Consider the following 18,374-nt stretch of genomic DNA (forward strand, 5'->3'; position numbering starts at 1 on the left):
TTTCAAGGCTTGTACGACTGTGCCTTGGGGCTCTGTCCTGCCGTCAGGTGCTGGCCTGGAGAAATCGTTAGCTAGCTTTGTATTTTTTCGGAAAATCAAGCACTTCCAGTGATGTTCATCATTCGCAATGATAGTTACCTTCGAACCATTCGATTCGTCGATTGTCCCGTCTGCGCCGCATGATCCGCCCATCGTTGATGCTCCCTTACTTCACTTGGCGGATCTGCACATGCACCAGTCACTCACTCCGTTGCGTTTTCCGTTGGCGGCCCTTGCGCTGATGGTCATCGCCGCTTGCGGAAAAACACCCGATGTCGCTCAGGCGCCTGCTGCACCCAAGGTTACCGTGGCCCAGGTGCTGGAACAGCCGGTCAATGAATGGGACGAGTTCACCGGGCGCCTGGAAGCACCGGAAACCGTCGAGATTCGCCCACGCGTGTCGGGCCAGATTGACCAGGTAGCCTTCACCGAGGGCGCCCTGGTGAACAAGGGCGACCTGCTGTTCCAGATCGATCCGCGGCCTTTCCAGGCCGAAGTGCGGCGCCTGGAAGCGCAACTTCAACAGGCCCGTGCCAGCTCCGCACGCAGCGACAACGAAGCGCAGCGTGGACAGCGCCTGCAGGCGAGCAACGCCATTTCCGCCGAGCTGGCCGAGACCCGTGCCACCGCGGCGCAAGAGTCGCGCGCCGCGCTCGCCGGCATCCAGGCACAGCTTGACCTGGCCCGGCTGAACCTGAGCTTCACCCGCGTCACGGCGCCGATTTCCGGGCGCGTCAGCCGTGCCGAAATAACCGCAGGCAACATCGTCAGCGCCGACGTGACGCCGCTGACCAGCGTGGTCTCTACCGACAAGGTGTATGCCTACTTCGATGCCGACGAGCGCGTATACCTCAAGTACACCCAGCTCGCCCGCCAGGGCCAGCGCGGCCAGACCACCCCGGTGTATCTGGGGCTGTCCAACGAGGCGGGCAACCCGCACCTGGGGCACATGAATTTCGTCGACAACCAGGTCAATCCCAAGACCGGCACCATCCGCGGTCGCGCCGTGTTCGACAACAAGGACGGCAGCTTCACCCCCGGCCTGTACGCACGGCTGAAACTGGTGGGCAGCGCCACCTATTCGGCAGTGCTGATCAAGGACGAAGCGGTGGGCACCGACCTGGGCAAGAAGTTCGTGCTGGTGATGGACCAGGACAACAAGGCCGCCTACCGCAGCATCGAGTTGGGCCCCAAGCTGGAGGGCCTGCGCATCGTGCGCAGTGGCCTGAACAAGGATGAGCGCATCGTCATCAATGGCCTGCAGCGGGTTCGTCCCGGTTCCCAGGTCGATCCCGAAGTCGCCCAGATGGCCAGCCCTGCCACCCTCGCCGCCCTGGCCGAACAGCGCCATGCCCTGGAAGCCAGCAACACGCCCGCTGCTGCGGTCAAGGTTGCCAGCGTTTCGACTCCACGCGGTTAAGAGATCACTGCGATGAACTTCTCTCAATTCTTCATCAAGCGGCCGATCTTCGCCGCCGTGCTGTCGCTGATCATTCTGATCGCCGGCGCCATCTCGCTGTTCCAGCTGCCGATCAGCGAGTACCCCGAAGTGGTCCCGCCGACCGTGGTGGTGCGTGCCAGCTTCCCCGGCGCCAACCCCAAGGTCATCGGTGAAACCGTGGCCGCGCCGCTCGAGCAGGCCATCACCGGCGTGGAGAACATGCTGTACATGTCCTCGCAGTCTACCGCCGACGGCAAGCTGACCCTGACCCTGACCTTCGCTTTGGGCACCGATCTGGACAATGCCCAGGTGCAGGTGCAGAACCGAGTGACGCGCACCCAACCCAAGCTGCCCGAAGAAGTCACGCGGATCGGCATTACCGTGGACAAGGCCTCACCGGACTTGACCATGGTGGTCCACCTGACCTCCCCCGACCAGCGCTACGACATGCTCTACCTGTCCAACTACGCGACCTTGAACATCAAGGACGAACTGGCCAGGCTCAATGGCATTGGCGACGTGCAGTTGTTCGGCATGGGCGACTACTCGCTGCGGGTCTGGCTTGACCCGAACAAGACCGCTTCGCGCAACCTGACGGCCACCGACGTGGTCACCGCCATTCGTGAGCAGAACCGTCAGGTTGCCGCTGGCCAGCTGGGCGCGCCGCCTGCGCCCAACGCCACCAGTTTCCAGATGTCGGTCAACACCCAGGGCCGCCTGGTCACCGAGGAAGAATTCGAGAACATCGTCGTGCGCGCCGCCGACGACGGCGAAATCACCCGGCTCAAGGACATTGCCCGCGTGGAGCTGGGTTCCAGCCAATACGCGTTGCGCTCGCTGCTGAACAACCAACCGGCGGTGGCCCTGCCGATCTTCCAGCGCCCCGGTTCCAATGCCATCGACGTGTCCAATCAGGTTCGGGCGAAAATGGCCGAACTCAAGCAGTCGTTCCCTGAAGGCATGGACTACAGCATCGTCTACGACCCGACCATCTTCGTGCGCGGCTCGATCGAGGCGGTGGTACACACCTTGTTCGAAGCGCTGATCCTGGTCGTGCTGGTGGTGATCCTGTTCCTGCAGACCTGGCGCGCCTCGATCATTCCGCTGGTGGCCGTGCCGGTGTCGCTGATCGGCACCTTCGCCGTCATGCACATGTTCGGCTTTTCGCTCAACGCGTTGTCGCTGTTCGGACTGGTGCTGGCCATCGGTATCGTCGTGGACGACGCCATCGTGGTGGTAGAGAACGTCGAGCGCAACATCGAGCTGGGGCTGGAACCGGTGGCCGCCACCGAGCGGGCCATGCGCGAAGTGACCGGGCCGATCATCGCCACTGCGCTGGTGCTGTGTGCGGTGTTCGTGCCGGCAGCGTTCATCTCCGGGCTCACCGGGCAGTTCTACAAGCAGTTCGCCCTGACCATCGCCATTTCCACGGTCATTTCGGCGTTCAACTCGTTGACCCTGTCGCCGGCGCTGGCGGCCGTGCTGCTCAGGGCACACGACGCACCCAAGGACCGCTTCTCCCGGCTGCTCGACAAACTGCTCGGCGGCTGGCTGTTCCGGCCGTTCAACCGCTTCTTCGAAAAGGCCAGCCATGGCTATGTCGGCACCGTGGCGCGGGTGATCCGCAGCAGCGGTATCGCCATGCTGGTGTATGCAGGGTTCATGGTGCTGACCTGGTTCGGTTTCGCCAACACCCCAACCGGTTTCGTGCCTTCCCAGGACAAGCAGTACCTGGTGGCGTTCGCGCAGTTGCCGGACGCCGCCAGCCTGGACCGCACCGAAGATGTGATCAAGCGCATGTCGGACATCGCCTTGAAGCAGCCAGGCGTGGAGAACGCCATCGCCTTCCCCGGCCTGTCGATCAACGGCTTCACCAACAGCCCGAACAACGGCATCGTGTTCGTCGCGCTCAAGGACTTCGATCAGCGCAAGGACGCCAGCCTGTCGGCCAATGCCATCGCCGCCGAGCTCAACGGCAAGTTCGCCGGTATCCAGGACGCCTACATGGCGATCTTCCCACCACCGCCGGTGATGGGCCTGGGCACCATCGGTGGTTTCCGCCTGCAGGTTCAGGATCGCGGCAACCTGGGCTATGACGAGTTGTACAAGCAGACCCAGAACATCATCGCCAAGAGCCGCAGCGTGCCGGAACTGGCCGGGCTGTTCACCAGCTACACAGTGAACGTGCCGCAGGTGGATGCCTCGATCGATCGGGAAAAGGCAAAGACCCATGGCGTGGCCATCAGCGATATCTTCGACACCCTGCAGGTGTACCTGGGCTCGCTGTACGCCAACGACTTCAACCGCTTCGGGCGCACCTATCAGGTCAACGTCCAGGCCGAGCAGCAGTTCCGCCTGGAGGCCGAGCAGATCGGCCAGCTCAAGGTGCGCAACGATCGCGGCGAGATGATCCCGCTGGCCACGTTCATCAAGGTCAGCGATACCGCAGGGCCTGATCGCGTGATGCACTACAACGGCTTCGTCACGGCGGAAATCAACGGCGCGGCTGCACCCGGCTACAGTTCGGGCCAGGCCCAGGCGGCGGTGGAGAAGCTGCTCAAGGACGAACTGCCCAACGGCATGGCCTACGAATGGACCGAGCTGACCTACCAGCAGATTCTGGCAGGCAACACCGCCCTGTTCGTGTTCCCGCTGTGCGTGCTGCTGGCCTTCCTGGTGCTGGCGGCGCAGTACGAAAGCTGGAGCCTGCCGCTGGCGGTGATCCTGATCGTGCCCATGACCCTGCTCTCGGCGATTGCCGGGGTGATGATCGCGGGCAGCGACAACAATATCTTCACCCAGATCGGCCTGATCGTGCTGGTCGGACTGGCGTGCAAGAACGCGATCCTGATCGTCGAATTCGCCAAGGACAAGCAGGAGGAAGGCCTCGACCCGCTGGCCGCCGTGCTGGAGGCATGCCGCTTGCGGCTACGGCCGATCCTGATGACCTCGTTCGCTTTCATCATGGGCGTGGTGCCGTTGGTGCTGTCGTCCGGCGCCGGTGCCGAGATGCGCCATGCCATGGGCGTGGCGGTGTTCTCCGGCATGCTGGGGGTGACTTTCTTCGGCCTGCTGCTGACCCCGGTGTTCTTCGTGCTGATCCGTCGCCATGTCGAGCGTCGCCAGGCCCGCAAGGCGGACCGCGCGCTCAAGCTTGAGGTACAACCATGAACCGCTTGAAACCCCTTCTGCCCAGCCTGCTGGTGATGGCCCTGGCCGCGTGCGCGGTGGGCCCTGACTACCGCGCGCCGCAGGCGTTGGATGCGACCGTGGAGGCTGCGCAAGATGCTCGTTACTACCGCGCCGAGCAGTTCGATGCGGTGTGGTGGCAGCAATTCGACGACCCGACGCTCAATCGGCTGGTCAACGAATCGCTGCAGGGCAACCGCGAGCTGCGTGTGGCCTTCGCCCGCCTCAAGGCATCTCGGGCGATTCGCGACGACGTGGCCAACGACCGCTTCCCGGTGGTGACCAGCCGCGCCAGCAGCGAGATCGGCAAGAGCCAGATACCTGGCCAGACCAACGACCGGGTCAATACCGAGCGCTACGACCTGGGCCTGGACATGGCCTGGGAAGTCGATTTGTTCGGGCGCATCCAGCGTCAGTTGGAAGTCAGTGACGCCCAGCAGGGTGAAGCCGCGGCCAACCTGCAGCAGTTGCAGGTCACGTTGATCGCTGAACTGGTGGATGCCTACGGACAACTGCGTGGCGCGCAATTGCGCGAGAAGATCGCCCTGGCCAACCTGAAGAACCAGCAGGATTCGCGCGGCATCACCCGCAGCCTGGAGGAAGCCGGCGTCGGCAATCAACTGGACGTGGTGCGTGCCGATGCACGCCTGGCCGCGGTCGAAGCGACCGTGCCGCAGCTGCAGGCCGAGCAGGTGCGGGCACGCAACCGCATCGCCACCCTGCTCGGCCAGCGCCCCGATCAACTCAGCGTCGATCTGAGCCCGGCGCAGCTGCCGGCCATTGCCAAGGCGCTTCCGATCGGTGATCCGACCCAGTTGCTGCGCCGTCGTCCGGACATTCGCAGTGCCGAACGCCGACTGGCAGCCGCCACCGCACAGATCGGCGTGGCCACCGCCGATCTGTTCCCACGGGTCACCCTCACTGGTTTCCTCGGGTTCACCGCAGCGCGTGGTTCGCAGATCGGTTCGTCGGCAGCCAACGCCTGGGGCCTGGGGCCGAGCATCACCTGGGCGGCTTTCGACCTGGGCAGCGTGCGGGCGCAGATTCGTGCGGCCAACGCCGATGCCGAAGGTGCGCTGGCTAGCTACGAGCAGGATGTGTTGCTGGCGCTGGAGGAATCGGAAAACGCCTTCAGTGACTACGGCAAGCGCCAGCAGCGTCTGCAGGCCTTGATGCGCCAGAGCGATTCCAGCCGCGCCGCGGCGGCGCTGGCGTCGATCCAGTACCGCGAAGGCACGGCCGATTACCTGGTGCTGCTCGATGCCGAGCGCGAGCGCTTGAGCGCCGAAGACGCCCAGGCCCAGGGCGAAACCGAGCTGTATCGCGGCATCGTGGCGATCTACAAGGCACTGGGCGGTGGCTGGCAGCCGGACACGCTGGCACGCCGGTAGCCCGGGAACGGCCGCTGTCGCGCGGGAAAAACGACGACGGCCGATGGTAGGATAGGCGCCATCCAGGCACCTCGGGAGCCGCTGTCGGGCATGTCTGCCTGGCAACTGCCTCCGGTGGGCCGATCCCGATCCGCAGCGAGCGCCCCATGATCACCATCCGCCCCATGACCCCCTCTGATTTCGAACGTTTCTGGCCCACTTTCAACGCGGTGGTCCAGGGTCAGCAGACCTACGCCTACGATCCGGCCATGACCCGCGAGGCCGCCGAGCACACCTGGCTGCAACTGCCCCTGCATACCTTCGTTGCCGAGGATGAACAAGGCCAGCTGTTGGGCAGCTACTACCTCAAGGCCAATGCCGCAGGCCCCGGCAATCATGTGTGCAACTGCGGCTACATGGTCACCGAGGCGGCGCGCGGCCGTGGCGTGGCGCGAATGATGTGCGAGCACTCGCAGCAGGTGGCACGCGACAGTGGTTTCCTGGCCATGCAGTTCAACTCGGTGGTAGCCAGTAACGAAGTGGCAGTGGCCCTGTGGCACAAGCTGGGGTTCGAAACCGTCGGGCGCCTGCCGCGGGCTTATCGGCATGCGCAACAGGGGCTGGTGGATTGCCTGGTGATGTACAAGTGGCTGGCCGAGGAATCTACGCCGCCGACCCGGTTGATCGGTCGCAAGAACATCGAGTCGGTGGTGTCGCGGCCGCGGCGCACGCGTTGAACCGTTACCGGCATCACGGAAGTCGATGATGGCTATCGAAAAACGGAATTTTTCTTCAGGGCGCGGGATCAGCAGTATAGGTCCCCTTACCACGCCAAGGATTTCGTCCCGATGAATATCAACCTGACTCTGTGCTGCATGATCGTCGTTTCATTCGGTATCGCGTTGAGCCACGTCTGATTCTGCGCACAGGTGCAACGCGGGCCTCAGAGATTGCCCAGATGCTCGCGCAGGAACTCGATCAACACCTGCACCGGCCGCGATGTCTGTCGATGCTGCGGATACACCGCCGACAGCGCTAGCGGCTCGGTTACGAAGTCATCGAGTACGGTCTGCAATTGTCCTGATGTGATTGCCTGCTGGACGATGAACCGAGGCAGGTAGGCGATCCCCATGCCGGCCACGGCAGCCTCGCAGAGCAGTTCGCCGTTGTTGGCACGCAGACGCCCGCCCACCCCAATCACCAACGGTTTGCCGTCCACCTGGAAACGCCACTGTACTTGCCGCGCGTGACCGTAAGGCAAGCAGTCGTGGGCCGCCAGCTCTTGCGGGGTGGCCGGGATGCCGCGCTCAGCAAGGTAGCCAGGGCTGGCACAGTAGACGCGTGCGATGGAGGCAATGCGCCGCGCGATCAGCGATGAGTCTTCCAGCATGCCGATGCGCAGGACGAGGTCGTAGCCCTCGCCGAGCAGGTCGACCGGGCGGTCGCTGAGGTCCATTTCGACCTGCACCTGGGGGTAGCGCTGGAGGAATCGTGGCATCAGCACGCTGAGTTGCGCCATGGCGAACGACAGCGGCGCACTCACGCGCAAGACGCCACGGGGTTCGGCAGCCTGCCCGGCTATGCCCTGCTCGACCTGTTCCACTTCCGCCAGCAGGCGCACGGCCGAGTCGTAGTAGCTCTGGCCCAGGGCGGTCACGTCGAGGCGTCGGGTGGAGCGATTGAGCAAGCGCGCGCCGAGACGGTTTTCCAGCTGCATCAAGCGCCGACTGATGTACTGCTTGGAAATCCCCAACTGCTCGGCAGCGGCGGTGAAGCTGCGTGATTCCAGCACCTGAACGAACAGCCGCATGTCTTCGAAAGCGTTCATCGTCACTCCTTGGTTGACAATGCATTGTGCAACAGCCTTCCGGCCTGAACAACCGCAGTGCCCCCGGACGCGGCTCGCGCCGCTGCTACAGAGATCGCAAGCTGCATCCGGGAACACCGCACAGAGCCGGTCCGAGCATATGTAGCAGCGGCGCGAGCCGCGTCGACAGGCGCCGCACAGAGCCGGCCCGAGCATCTGTAGCAGCGGCGCGAGCCGCGTCGGCAGGCGCCGCACAGAGCCGGTCCGAGCACCTGTAGCAGCGGCGCGAGCCGCGTCGACAGGCGCCGCAATGCGTCAGGCCAAGGGTTTTCGATGAGCGGGCGAACCTGCCGGGGGTTGCACAGTCACACCCTTTAGCCCGTCGTTGAAGCTCAACGGCGCTCGTGCGGAAANCACAGTCACACCCTTTAGCCCGTCGTTGAAGCTCAACGGCGCTCGTGCGGAAAGCGATAGAAAAACGCTCCCGCGCCCGTTTCCCATCGTCGCCATCGACGGAGCCGTCGGAGCAGCCTCTTGATGAATAGTCTTTCCCAGCACGCCGTGCCCGTCATCCCCCTGCACGACCTGCTGCAACGCTTCAACCAGGTGCGTCGCCACAGCGAACACCTGGCCAGCCCGCTCAGCGCCGAAGACATGGGCGCACAATCGATGCCCGACGCGAGTCCGGCCAAATGGCACCTGGCGCATACCACCTGGTTTTTCGAAACGTTTCTGCTGGCCGAGCAACTGCCGCACTACACGCCCTTCGATCCCGATTTCTGCTACCTCTTCAACTCCTACTACGAAGCCGTCGGACCGCGCCAGCCGCGTCCACAACGTGGCCTGATGACCCGTCCGGGGCTCGACCGGGTACGCGCCTACCGCGCCCATGTCGACCAGCACATGCAAGACCTGTTGAGCGGCGACCTTGCGCCGGAAGTTCAGGCACTGATCGAACTGGGCCTGTCCCACGAGCAACAGCATCAAGAGCTGTTGCTGATGGACATCCTGCACTTGTTCAGCCTGTCGGCGCTCAAACCTGCCTACGACCCGGCATGGCCCGTCGACGCAACCGGCCAGCGTGGCCGGTTCATCGGGCATGCCGGCGGATTGGTGGAAATCGGTCACGCAGGCGATGGCTTCGCCTTCGACAACGAAGGCCCGCGGCACAAGGTATTCGCCCAGGCATTCGAAATCGCCGATCGCCTGGTCACCAACGGCGAGTGGCTGGAATTCGTCGAAGCCGGTGGCTACACCCAGGCGGGGCTGTGGCTGGCGGACGGCTGGGCGACGGTCCAGGGCGAAGGCTGGCATGCGCCGTTCTACTGGCAGCAGGACAACGCCGGCAACTGGCAGGAGATGAGCCTGCGCGGACTGCAACCCCTGCAACTCGACGCCCCGGTGGTGCACATCAGCTACTACGAGGCGGCAGCCTTCGCCCAATGGGCCGGCGCACGCCTGCCCACCGAAGCGGAATGGGAAATTGCCGCTGGCACCGGTCAGCTGCAACAGCTCGACGATGTGGCCTGGCAATGGACGCAGAGCGCCTACAGCGCCTACCCCGGTTTTCAGCCGGCAGTCAGCGCCGTGGGTGAATACAACGGCAAGTTCATGATCAACCAGATGGTGCTGCGCGGCGGCGCCAGCATTACCCCGGTCGGCCACAGTCGCCCCACCTATCGCAACTTTTTCGGCCCGGCCTGCCGCTGGATGTTCTCGAGCCTGCGCCTGGCGCGCGACGTGACACCGTACAGCGCCCGCAACGATGGCAGCGACGAGTTCGCTCGCGATGCAGTGACCGGGCTGTCAGCCCCACAGAAGTCGATTTCACCCAAGTATTTCTACGATACCCAAGGCTCGCAGCTGTTCGAAGCCATCTGCACCTTGCCCGAGTACTATCCAACGCGTGCGGAAACTGCCCTGCTGACCGAAATCGCGCCGCAGCTCGCTGCGCTGATCGCCGAAGATGCAGCGCTGGTCGAATTCGGCGCCGGTGCCTGCGACAAGGTACGTCTGTTGCTGGATGCCGTGCCGCAGATCGGCCTGTACGTACCGATCGATATCTGCAGCAACGCGCTGGAACGGGCCGGCGCCCAGCTGCGCCAGCGCTACCCTGCCCTGCGCATTGCCCCGCTGGTCGATGATTTCACCCGTGCCCTGCACCTGCCGGAGGAAACCCGTGGCCACCCGCGCGTCGGCTTCTTCCCGGGTTCGACGCTGGGCAACTTCACTCGCCCGCAAGCCGTGCGTTTTCTGCGTTCGGCCCGCGAGCTGCTGGGGCCCGACGCGCGTTTCGTCATCGGGGTCGACATGGTCAAGGACATCGCCACCCTGGAGGCTGCCTACGATGACGCTGCGGGGGTTACGGCACGCTTCAACAAAAACCTGCTGACGCGCATGAATCGCGAGCTCGACGCCGACTTCGACGAACAGGCCTTCGACCATTTGGCGGTATGGAACCCCGACTACGAACGGATCGAAATGCATCTGGTCAGCCGCAAGGCGCAACAGGTTCGTGTGGCGGGACGCACGTTCGCCTTCAAGGCGGGGGAACGGTTGCACACCGAGAACTCGCACAAGTTCACCGTGCAATCCTTTACCGAACTGGCCGCCGCGGCCGGCTGGGAAGTCAGCGACCAATGGGTCGGTGAGTCGCCGCAGGTGGCGCTGTTCTGTCTGCGCTGATCCTGCTGCAGCGCATCATGAGTGAGGAACGCCATGAGCAAGGCATTGGAGGAGTACAACCGCAAGCGTGACTTCGATGCCACCCCGGAGCCTTCGGGCGGCGCACGCAGCGGCAAGCGCGGCAAGGCCGCGCAGGCCCTGCAGTTCTGCATCCAGAAGCACGACGCCAGCCACTTGCATTATGACTTTCGCCTGGAACTCGATGGCACCCTGAAAAGCTGGGCGGTGCCCAAGGGTCCGTCGCTGGACCCGAAGGCTCGACGCCTGGCGGTTCATGTCGAAGACCACCCGCTGGATTACGCCGGCTTCGAAGGCAACATTCCCGAAGGGCACTACGGCGCCGGCGACGTGATCGTCTGGGACCGCGGCACCTGGATCCCCGAGGGCGACCCTCGCCAGGGCTATGAAAAGGGCAAGCTCAAGTTCGTGCTGCAGGGCGAGAAACTGGCTGGCGCGTGGAACCTGGTCAAGACCCACATGCCTGGCAAGCGTGAGCAGTGGTTCCTGATAAAGTCCAAGGACGAGGCCGCGCGTCCCTTGGCCGAATACGATGTGCTGGAGGCCCAGCCCGACAGCGTCCTCAGCGAGCGCACCCTCGTCCCGCGCAAGCGCAAAAGCAAAGTATCGACCAAGACGTCCGACAAATCCGTGGCCAAGCCGGCAGCCAAACCCCGGGCCACTGGCAAAGGTGTGCAGCTGCAAGGCGCACGCGCCGCTGCGCTGCCGGCCAGCCTCAAGCCCGAGCTGGCGACCTTGGTGGACACCGCCCCGGACGGTGACTGGCGCTACGAGATCAAGTTCGACGGTTACCGTATCGTTGCGCGCATCGAAGATGCCGAGGTCAGCCTGTTCACGCGCAACGGCCATGACTGGACCGCCAGGATGCCGCGCCAGGCCAAGGCACTTGCGGCCCTGGGCTTGCAGTCGGCCTGGCTGGACGGTGAAGTGGTCGTGACCAACGGACAAGGCGTGCCGGATTTCCAGGCTCTGCAGAATGCCTTCGAAGAGCAACACAGCGGCGACATCGTCTTCTACCTGTTCGACATGCCTTACCTCAACGGCATGGACCTGCGCGAAGTGCCTGTCGAGCAGCGCCGCAGTGCCTTGGCGAAGGTACTGGAAGCCAACGAGGACGATGCCCTGAAATTCTCGGACGACTTTGCCGACTCGGCCGAATCCCTGCTCGCCAGCGCGTGCCAGATGAACATGGAGGGGCTGATCGGCAAGCGTGTCGGCAGCCCTTATGTCTCGCGGCGCAGCAGTGACTGGATCAAGCTCAAGTGCAAGCGGCGCCAGGAGTTCGTCATCGTCGGTTACACCGAGCCCAAGGGCAGCCGCAGCGCATTCGGTGCCTTGCTGCTGGGCCTGCATGATGCCGACAGCGGCGAGTTGCGCTTTGCCGGCAAGGTCGGCACCGGCTTCAGTGAAGCCACGCTGCGAAGCCTGCACGCGCAGCTGCAGTCGCTGGAAACCGACGAGCCGGCGCTCGGCAACCCGCCCAAAGGCGCCGACGCGCGTGGCGTGCACTGGTTGCAGCCAACGCTTCTGGCGGAAGTGGCGTATGCCGAAATGACCCGTGACGGTGCCGTTCGCCATGCGGTTTTCCATGGTTTGCGCAGCGACAAGCCCGCCAGGAAAATCACTGCGGACAAGCCGGCTGCGAAAGCCAGCGACCCCCCTCGACTCGTGAAGCCGAAAAAGACACCTCGCAAGGCGGCTACCAAGGCAGACGACGCAGACTTGGTCGGTCAGGTGCGCATCACCCACCCGGAACGGGTGATCGATGCCGCCAGCGGTACCACCAAGATGCAACTGGCCGAATACTACGGGCGCATTTCACCCTGGTTGCTGCCGCACCTCAAGCAGCGTCCGGTGGCGCTGGTACGAGCGCCCGACGGGGTGGGCGGCGAACTGTTCTTCCAGAAGCACGCAGGCCACCTGGCGATCCCGCACATCGTCACCTTCGACAAGGAAGAGGCAGGCCAGGCCGCCATGGTCATCAACGACGGCCAGGCGCTGCTCGGCGCGGTGCAGATGGGCACGCTGGAGCTGCACACCTGGAACGCGACCACCAAGGATTTCGACCATCCGGACCGGTTCGTGCTCGACCTGGACCCCGATCCAGCCCTGCCCTGGAAAAGCATGGTCGAAGCCACCCAATTGACCCAGACCCTGCTCGACGAACTGGGCCTCGCATCGTTTCTCAAGACCAGCGGCGGCAAAGGCATGCACGTGGTGGTGCCGATCACCCGCAAGCTGGGTTGGGACGAGGTCAAGGCGTTCAGCCGCGCCGTGGTCGAGCACATGGCCAGGCTGATGCCGGAGCGCTTCAGCGCCGTGTCCGGCCCGAAAAATCGTGTCGGAAAGATCTTCATCGACTACCTGCGCAATGGCCTCGGCGCGACCACGGCCTGCGCCTACGCCGCACGGGCGCGTGACGGCTTGCCGGTTTCGGTTCCGGTCACCCGTGACGAAGTGGCACATATCAAGGGTGGCGACCATTGGAACATCGACAGCGTGCTCGAACGCCTGGCAGAAATGGATGACGATCCGTGGGCGGATTTTTTCACCACCCGCCAGAGCATCACCGTTGCGATGCGCAAGAAGCTCGGGCTCGATTGAGCACACGCTCACCCGGCAGCAACGCCGCTCAGCTGCCGCGGTAGGTGGAGTAGCTGTAGGGTGAAAGCAGCAGGGGCACATGGTAGTGCGCCTGGGTGGCGTCGATGCCGAAGCGCAGCACGATCTCGTCGAGAAAAGCCGGCGCAGCCATGAGCGTGCCACGGGCACGGTAGTAGTCGCCGCCGGCAAAATGCAGCTGATAGACGCCCGAACGGTAGTGCTCGCCTTCGAGCAACGGCACGTCGCAACGCCCGTCGGCATTGGTCACGGCCGTTGCCAGCAGCTGCAGCTGCTCGCCCTCGACCCGGTACAGGCGCACTTGGATGGCGTTACCAGGGCACCCATGTGCGGTGTCCAATACATGTGTGGTCAAGCGTCCCATGGTCGATGTTCACCTGATGAAGGGGTGCGTTCAACGCGCACCGTGGAAGAGCGGGAACGGACTATTCGCGCCGAAACGGGGCATGGCGCGTGGCACGTTGCAAAGGAGCCGAACCAAAAATGCCGGAAGATCCTTATTGCTGACCGACCGGGCAGGTTTTTTGCAAGACTCTGGGCAAGTGCTTCTGCAAGGATGAAGCCATCTATCCGCCAGTTACGCGAGCTTACAAATTGCCCATGCCGATGTATACAATCCATTCAAGCGCGAAGCGGGCCCTTCCCGGGTGCGTCGTCGAGCCCGTTCTGCCACGCACAGAAGGAAGCCTGCGGTGAGCCCCGACTACCCCCGCGACCTGATCGGCTACGGTGACACGCCCCCTCATCCGCAGTGGCCGGGCCACGCCCGCCTTGCAGTGTCGTTCGTGCTCAACTACGAAGAAGGCGGCGAACGCAACGTGCTGCATGGCGACAGCGAGTCCGAGGCGTTCCTGTCGGAAATGGTCGCGGCTCAGCCGTTGCAGGGCCAGCGCAACATGAGCATGGAATCGCTCTATGAGTACGGCAGCCGCGCCGGCGTCTGGCGCGTGCTCAAGCTGTTTCGCAACGCCGGCATTCCCTTGACGGTCTTTGCCGTGGCCATGGCCGCGCAGCGCCACCCCGAGGCCATCCGGGCCATGGTTGCCGATGGCCATGAAATCTGCAGCCACGGCTATCGCTGGATCGACTACCAGAACATTGATGAAGCGCAGGAGCGCGAGCACCTGCGCGAAGCCATCCGCATCCTCACCGACATTACCGGCCAGCGACCGCTGGGCTGGTATACCGGTCGCACCGGCCCCAATACCCGGCGCCTGGTCATGGAAGAAGGCGGTTTTCTCTACGACAGCGACGCCTACGACGACGACCTGCCCTACTGGCAACCGGGCAGCGATGCGCGCCATGGGCATCTGGTGATCCCCTACACGCTGGACACCAACGACATGCGTTTCACCCAGGTGCAGGGTTTCAACAAGGGCGACGACTTCTTCGAGTACCTCAAGGACGCCTTCGACGTGCTGTATGCCGAAGGCGCGGACGCGCCGAAGATGCTCTCGGTAGGCCTGCACTGCCGCCTGATCGGCCGCCCCGGACGCCTCGCATCGCTCAAGCGCTTCATTGACTATGTCCAAAGCCATGAGCAGGTGTGGTGCGCACGGCGCGTGGACATCGCCCGGCACTGGCAGACCGTTCACCCCTACCCAGGCAGCCTTCGCCCATGAGTCACTTCCGTACCCTGCAACCCTCACGGCTAAGCCGCGCCGGTTTCATCTCCGCGTTCGGGGATATCTACGAGCACTCGCCCTGGATCGCCGAGCAGGCTTTCGAGCGCCTGCCGGTGGACCGCCGCGACGACATCGAGGCAGTGCATGCCTGCATGAGCCAGGTGGTGGCCGACGCCGACCGTGCCAGGTTGATGGCATTGATCAATGCGCACCCCGATCTGGCCGGCAAGGCTGCGGTGCAGGGCCAGCTCACCGCCGCCAGCACCCAGGAGCAGGCCGGTGCCGGCATCAGCCAATGTACCCCCGAGGAGTTTCAGCGCTTCACCGAGCTGAACGATGCATATCGTGCCCGCTTCGGCTTCCCGTTCATCATGGCGGTCAAGGGCAGCGACCGGCAGCAGATCTTGGCGGCCTTCGAGACGCGTATCGGCCATTCTCCCGAAGACGAATTCAGCTGTGCATTGCGCGAAATCGACAAGATCGCCCTGTTTCGTCTGCAAGCGTTGTAACCGCTGCAGCCATGCCATCGCGCCCGCCGCGATTTTCCTCTCACCACCGTTCAAGGCAGACCCGCATTCATGAAAGCCTACGCCGCACCGTTCCAGAAATACGTCAACCTGGCGGATGCCCGCCTCGGTACCCGCGCCATTTCGGTGACCGATGATTGGTTCGCCGACGTCAACCGGCTGTTCCAGCCCACCCCGGCGGTGTGGAAGGAAGGCGTGTTCGACGACAACGGCAAGTGGATGGATGGCTGGGAATCGCGGCGCAAGCGCTTCGAAGGCCATGACACGGCGGTGATCCGCCTGGGCGCGCCGGGCTCGATCAAGGGTGTGGACATCGACACCTCGTTCTTCACCGGCAACTTCCCTCCCTCGGCGTCGCTGGAAGCGTGCTTCATCAGCGAAGGCGAGCCCGATGACCAGACGCAGTGGGTCGAGATCCTTGGCGCGGTGGAACTGCAGGGCAACAGTCATCACTACCACAGCATCGACAACGACAGCGCGTTCAGCCATCTGCGTTTCAACATTTACCCGGACGGCGGCGTCGCACGCCTGCGCGTATACGGCATCCCCTTTCGCAGTTGGTCGAGCGTCAGCGACGAAGAGCCGCTGGACCTTGCCAGCGCGCTCAACGGTGGACGCGCGCTGGCCTGTTCGGACGAGCACTACGGCAGCATGAGCAACCTGCTCAATCCCGGCCGCGGGGTCAACATGGGTGACGGCTGGGAAACCGCACGCCGACGCACGCCGGGCAATGACTGGGTCATCGTGGCCCTGGGTCACGCCGGGGTGGTGACGCAGGTGGTGGTCGACACCTTGCACTTCAAAGGCAACTACCCCGACAGCTGCTCGATCCAGGGCGCATTCGTCAAAGGTGGCACCGACAGCCAGATCGAGACCCAGAGCCTGTTCTGGCGCGAGCTGCTGCCCAGCCAGAAACTGCAGATGCACCAGGAACACAGCTTCGCCGAACAGATCAAGGCGCTGGGGCCGATCACCCATATCCGCCTGAACGTGTTCCCCGACGGGGGCGTGAGCCGCCTGCGCGTACTGGGTACCCTGGCCAGGTAGCCGGCTCGGCATCCGCTCGGCTGCCCAGGTGGATCGACCACCCAGGCAGCGTTAATCAACGACGAGGCCCTTCATGCGTACATTGACCATCGAACCCCTGAGCAAAGCCGCATTCGCCCCTTTCGGCGACGTCATCGAAACCCAGGGCAGCGCGCACTTCCTGATCAACAACGGCTCCACGCAACGCTTCGATCGCCTGGCCGACGTGCAGCTTGGCACTGCGCAGGATCAGGCCGTGATCAGCATCTTTCGCGCCCAGGCGCTGCCGATGCCGCTGACCGTGCGCATGCTGGAACGCCACCCGCTGGGCAGCCAGGCGTTCATCCCGTTGCAGGGCAAGGCGTTCCTCATCGTGGTGGCCCCGGCCGGTGAGGTGCCGCACAGTGAAGCAGTGCGAGCTTTTCGTAGCGACGGGCATCAGGGCATCAACTACCATCAGGGCGTCTGGCACCATCCGATATTGGCCTTGGCCGATGGCGATGACTTCCTGGTGGTGGACCGTAAAGGCCCTGGCAATAACTGCGACGAGTTCTTCTTCGAGGAGCGCAATTCATTGTCCCTGGATCCCTTACGGTAATTCTTGCCACGCATGGCTCGGCATGTCTGTAGCAGCGGCGCGAGCCGCGTCCGGCGTCAGCGTGTTTTTTCCGATACACCACGGCGCCAGTGACGCGGCTTGCGCCGCTGCTACAGGAAGGCGCGGCGCAGGCGCTCGAGGCCTTCGTCGATGTCGGCAAGCCCCGGCGCGGCGAACGACAGGCGAATGCTGCTTGGGTCGGGGTCGTGAGCATAGAACGCGCTGCCCGGCACGAACAGCACCTTCTGCTCGATCGCGCGCGGCAGCAGCGCCTTGGCGTCCAGCCCGTGGCGGCATCGGCCCCAGACGAACATTCCCCCAGCAGGCGGGCTGACCTCCAGGTATTCGGCCATCGGCTGCAGCCCTGCCAGCATCCGCTCGCATTTCTTCCGGTAGCCCTCGGCCAGGCTCGGCAAAGCCCGCTCCAATGCCCCCGCGGCAAGGTAGTTGGCCGCAATGCGCTGCGCCCAGGGCGAGGTGCACAGGTCCACGGTCTGCTTGGCCACCAGGCAGCGCTGGCGGATCGCCGCAGGTGCCACCATCCAGCCCACGCGCAGCCCTGGCGCCAGCACCTTGGACAGACTGGACAGATGGATCACCCGGCCCTCGGCGCCCTCGACCTGGCGACTCAGTGCCAGCAGCGACGGCACGTCCTCACCGGCGAAACGCAACGCACCGTAGGGATCGTCTTCGACCAGCAGAAAATCGTGCGCGACCGCCAACTTCAATAGCGCCAGGCGTCGCGCCAACGGCAGGCAGGCCCCGGTAGGGTTGGCGAAGGTCGGTACGCAATACAGCATGGCCACATCGCCGGGCGTACGCTGGGCGAGTTGTTGCGCCAACGCGTCGGTGTCCAAGCCGTCGGCATCGGTCGCCGCGCTGAGCACCTGCGCCCCGGCCAGGCGCAACGCCTGCAGCGCTGCTGGATAGGTCGGGCATTCCACCAGCACCGTGGCGCCGGGTACCAGCAGCACCTTGAGCAACAAGTCGAAGCCTTGCTGCGAGCCGGTCGTCACCACCATGTCGTCGGTCTTCACCGCGGCGCCGCGGCGCTGCATCAGCTCCGCCAGCTGTTCGAGCAGAGCGGGCAGGCCTTCGGTGGCGGCGTATTGCAGGCAGTCCAGGGGCGTTTCGCGCATGGCCTGCTCTGCGGCGTCACGCAGGCCGGACTGGTCGAAGAACGTCGAGGCCGGATAGCCGCCGGCGAAGGAAATCATGCCCGGCAGCGACAGGTACTTGAACAGCTCGCGTATGGCCGAGCCCGTGGGGTTTTCGAAGGCTGGGGTGAAACGGTAGTCCAGGGCCATGACAATGCTCGACGACGGATGTGCCGAAAGTATCGAGGCGGGCGAATACTCGTCACAAGCGAGGATATTTCCAGATGTCATGCCATTTGGTGCTGACAACGCGCAGGCGAGAAAAACACG

Annotated in this window: 13 protein-coding genes; 10 read left to right on the forward strand and 3 right to left on the reverse strand. The window is 64.1% G+C overall.

Annotated features, from left to right (window positions below):
- Positions 1–229: 229 nt before the first annotated feature.
- The 4 genes from mexE to IFT44_RS04115 all read left to right on the forward strand — a co-directional run bounded on the left by mexE (position 230) and on the right by IFT44_RS04115 (position 6,776).
- Positions 230–1,459 (forward strand): multidrug efflux RND transporter periplasmic adaptor subunit MexE, encoded by a 1,230-nt coding sequence (gene mexE, locus IFT44_RS04100; RefSeq protein ID WP_122478236.1) that lies wholly within the window; start codon positions 230–232, stop codon positions 1,457–1,459.
- A gap of 12 nt (positions 1,460–1,471) precedes the next feature.
- On the forward strand, positions 1,472–4,651 hold the full coding sequence (locus IFT44_RS04105; RefSeq protein ID WP_122477407.1) for an efflux RND transporter permease subunit: 3,180 nt from the start codon (positions 1,472–1,474) through the stop codon (positions 4,649–4,651).
- Entirely contained in the window at positions 4,648–6,060 is a 1,413-nt protein-coding gene (locus tag IFT44_RS04110; protein WP_192175455.1) for an efflux transporter outer membrane subunit, read from the forward strand. Before IFT44_RS04105 ends, IFT44_RS04110 begins: the two co-directional genes overlap by 4 nt.
- A gap of 146 nt (positions 6,061–6,206) precedes the next feature.
- Positions 6,207–6,776, forward strand: a complete 570-nt coding sequence (locus IFT44_RS04115) for a GNAT family N-acetyltransferase (protein WP_192055554.1) — start codon at positions 6,207–6,209, stop codon at positions 6,774–6,776.
- A 206-nt stretch (positions 6,777–6,982) separates the two neighbouring features.
- Here IFT44_RS04115 and IFT44_RS04120 read toward each other — a convergent pair whose 3' ends face one another.
- Positions 6,983–7,867 (reverse strand): LysR family transcriptional regulator, encoded by an 885-nt coding sequence (locus IFT44_RS04120; protein WP_192175456.1) that lies wholly within the window; start codon positions 7,865–7,867, stop codon positions 6,983–6,985.
- Positions 7,868–8,383: 516 nt separating this feature from the next.
- Here IFT44_RS04120 and egtB point away from each other — a divergent pair.
- Both egtB and ligD read left to right on the forward strand, forming a co-directional pair.
- A complete protein-coding gene (gene egtB / locus IFT44_RS04125) occupies positions 8,384–10,531 on the forward strand; it encodes an ergothioneine biosynthesis protein EgtB (RefSeq protein ID WP_192103294.1) in 2,148 nt (715 codons plus the stop codon).
- Positions 10,532–10,564: 33 nt separating this feature from the next.
- The gene (gene ligD / locus IFT44_RS04130; RefSeq protein WP_192175457.1) at positions 10,565–13,153 is read left to right on the forward strand and encodes a DNA ligase D; all 2,589 of its coding nucleotides are present in this window, start codon (positions 10,565–10,567) and stop codon (positions 13,151–13,153) included.
- A 28-nt stretch (positions 13,154–13,181) separates the two neighbouring features.
- Here ligD and uraH read toward each other — a convergent pair whose 3' ends face one another.
- Positions 13,182–13,535 (reverse strand): hydroxyisourate hydrolase, encoded by a 354-nt coding sequence (uraH, locus tag IFT44_RS04135; protein ID WP_122477396.1) that lies wholly within the window; start codon positions 13,533–13,535, stop codon positions 13,182–13,184.
- Between the two features lie 328 nt (positions 13,536–13,863).
- Between uraH and puuE the strand changes: the two genes are divergently transcribed.
- From puuE to IFT44_RS04155, 4 genes are all read left to right on the forward strand, one after another.
- Entirely contained in the window at positions 13,864–14,793 is a 930-nt protein-coding gene (puuE, locus tag IFT44_RS04140; protein WP_192055561.1) for an allantoinase PuuE, read from the forward strand.
- A complete protein-coding gene (uraD, locus tag IFT44_RS04145) occupies positions 14,790–15,305 on the forward strand; it encodes a 2-oxo-4-hydroxy-4-carboxy-5-ureidoimidazoline decarboxylase (RefSeq protein WP_192103290.1) in 516 nt (171 codons plus the stop codon). The genes puuE and uraD overlap by 4 nt, the downstream gene beginning before the upstream one ends.
- Positions 15,306–15,374: 69 nt before the next feature.
- Positions 15,375–16,370, forward strand: a complete 996-nt coding sequence (gene alc / locus IFT44_RS04150) for an allantoicase (protein ID WP_122477391.1) — start codon at positions 15,375–15,377, stop codon at positions 16,368–16,370.
- A 73-nt stretch (positions 16,371–16,443) separates the two neighbouring features.
- Entirely contained in the window at positions 16,444–16,947 is a 504-nt protein-coding gene (locus IFT44_RS04155) for an ureidoglycolate lyase (RefSeq protein ID WP_192175458.1), read from the forward strand.
- Positions 16,948–17,057: 110 nt separating this feature from the next.
- On the opposite strand, the gene IFT44_RS04160 is transcribed toward IFT44_RS04155, so the two are convergent.
- A complete protein-coding gene (locus IFT44_RS04160) occupies positions 17,058–18,254 on the reverse strand; it encodes an aminotransferase-like domain-containing protein (RefSeq protein ID WP_192175459.1) in 1,197 nt (398 codons plus the stop codon).
- Between the last annotated feature and the right edge of the window lie 120 nt (positions 18,255–18,374).

Source organism: Pseudomonas sp. CFBP 13710, from assembly GCF_014842235.1.
Taxonomy (GTDB): Bacteria; Pseudomonadota; Gammaproteobacteria; order Pseudomonadales; family Pseudomonadaceae; genus Aquipseudomonas; species Aquipseudomonas baltica.

Coding starts and splice junctions, on each gene's coding strand:
- mexE (WP_122478236.1), top strand. CDS start 230: ATGCACCAGTCACTCACTCCGTTGCGTTTTCCGTTGGCGGCCCTTGCG.
- IFT44_RS04105 (WP_122477407.1), top strand. CDS start 1,472: ATGAACTTCTCTCAATTCTTCATCAAGCGGCCGATCTTCGCCGCCGTG.
- IFT44_RS04110 (WP_192175455.1), top strand. CDS start 4,648: ATGAACCGCTTGAAACCCCTTCTGCCCAGCCTGCTGGTGATGGCCCTG.
- IFT44_RS04115 (WP_192055554.1), top strand. CDS start 6,207: ATGATCACCATCCGCCCCATGACCCCCTCTGATTTCGAACGTTTCTGG.
- IFT44_RS04120 (WP_192175456.1), bottom strand. CDS start 7,867: ATGAACGCTTTCGAAGACATGCGGCTGTTCGTTCAGGTGCTGGAATCA.
- egtB (WP_192103294.1), top strand. CDS start 8,384: ATGAATAGTCTTTCCCAGCACGCCGTGCCCGTCATCCCCCTGCACGAC.
- ligD (WP_192175457.1), top strand. CDS start 10,565: ATGAGCAAGGCATTGGAGGAGTACAACCGCAAGCGTGACTTCGATGCC.
- uraH (WP_122477396.1), bottom strand. CDS start 13,535: ATGGGACGCTTGACCACACATGTATTGGACACCGCACATGGGTGCCCT.
- uraD (WP_192103290.1), top strand. CDS start 14,790: ATGAGTCACTTCCGTACCCTGCAACCCTCACGGCTAAGCCGCGCCGGT.
- alc (WP_122477391.1), top strand. CDS start 15,375: ATGAAAGCCTACGCCGCACCGTTCCAGAAATACGTCAACCTGGCGGAT.
- IFT44_RS04155 (WP_192175458.1), top strand. CDS start 16,444: ATGCGTACATTGACCATCGAACCCCTGAGCAAAGCCGCATTCGCCCCT.
- IFT44_RS04160 (WP_192175459.1), bottom strand. CDS start 18,254: ATGGCCCTGGACTACCGTTTCACCCCAGCCTTCGAAAACCCCACGGGC.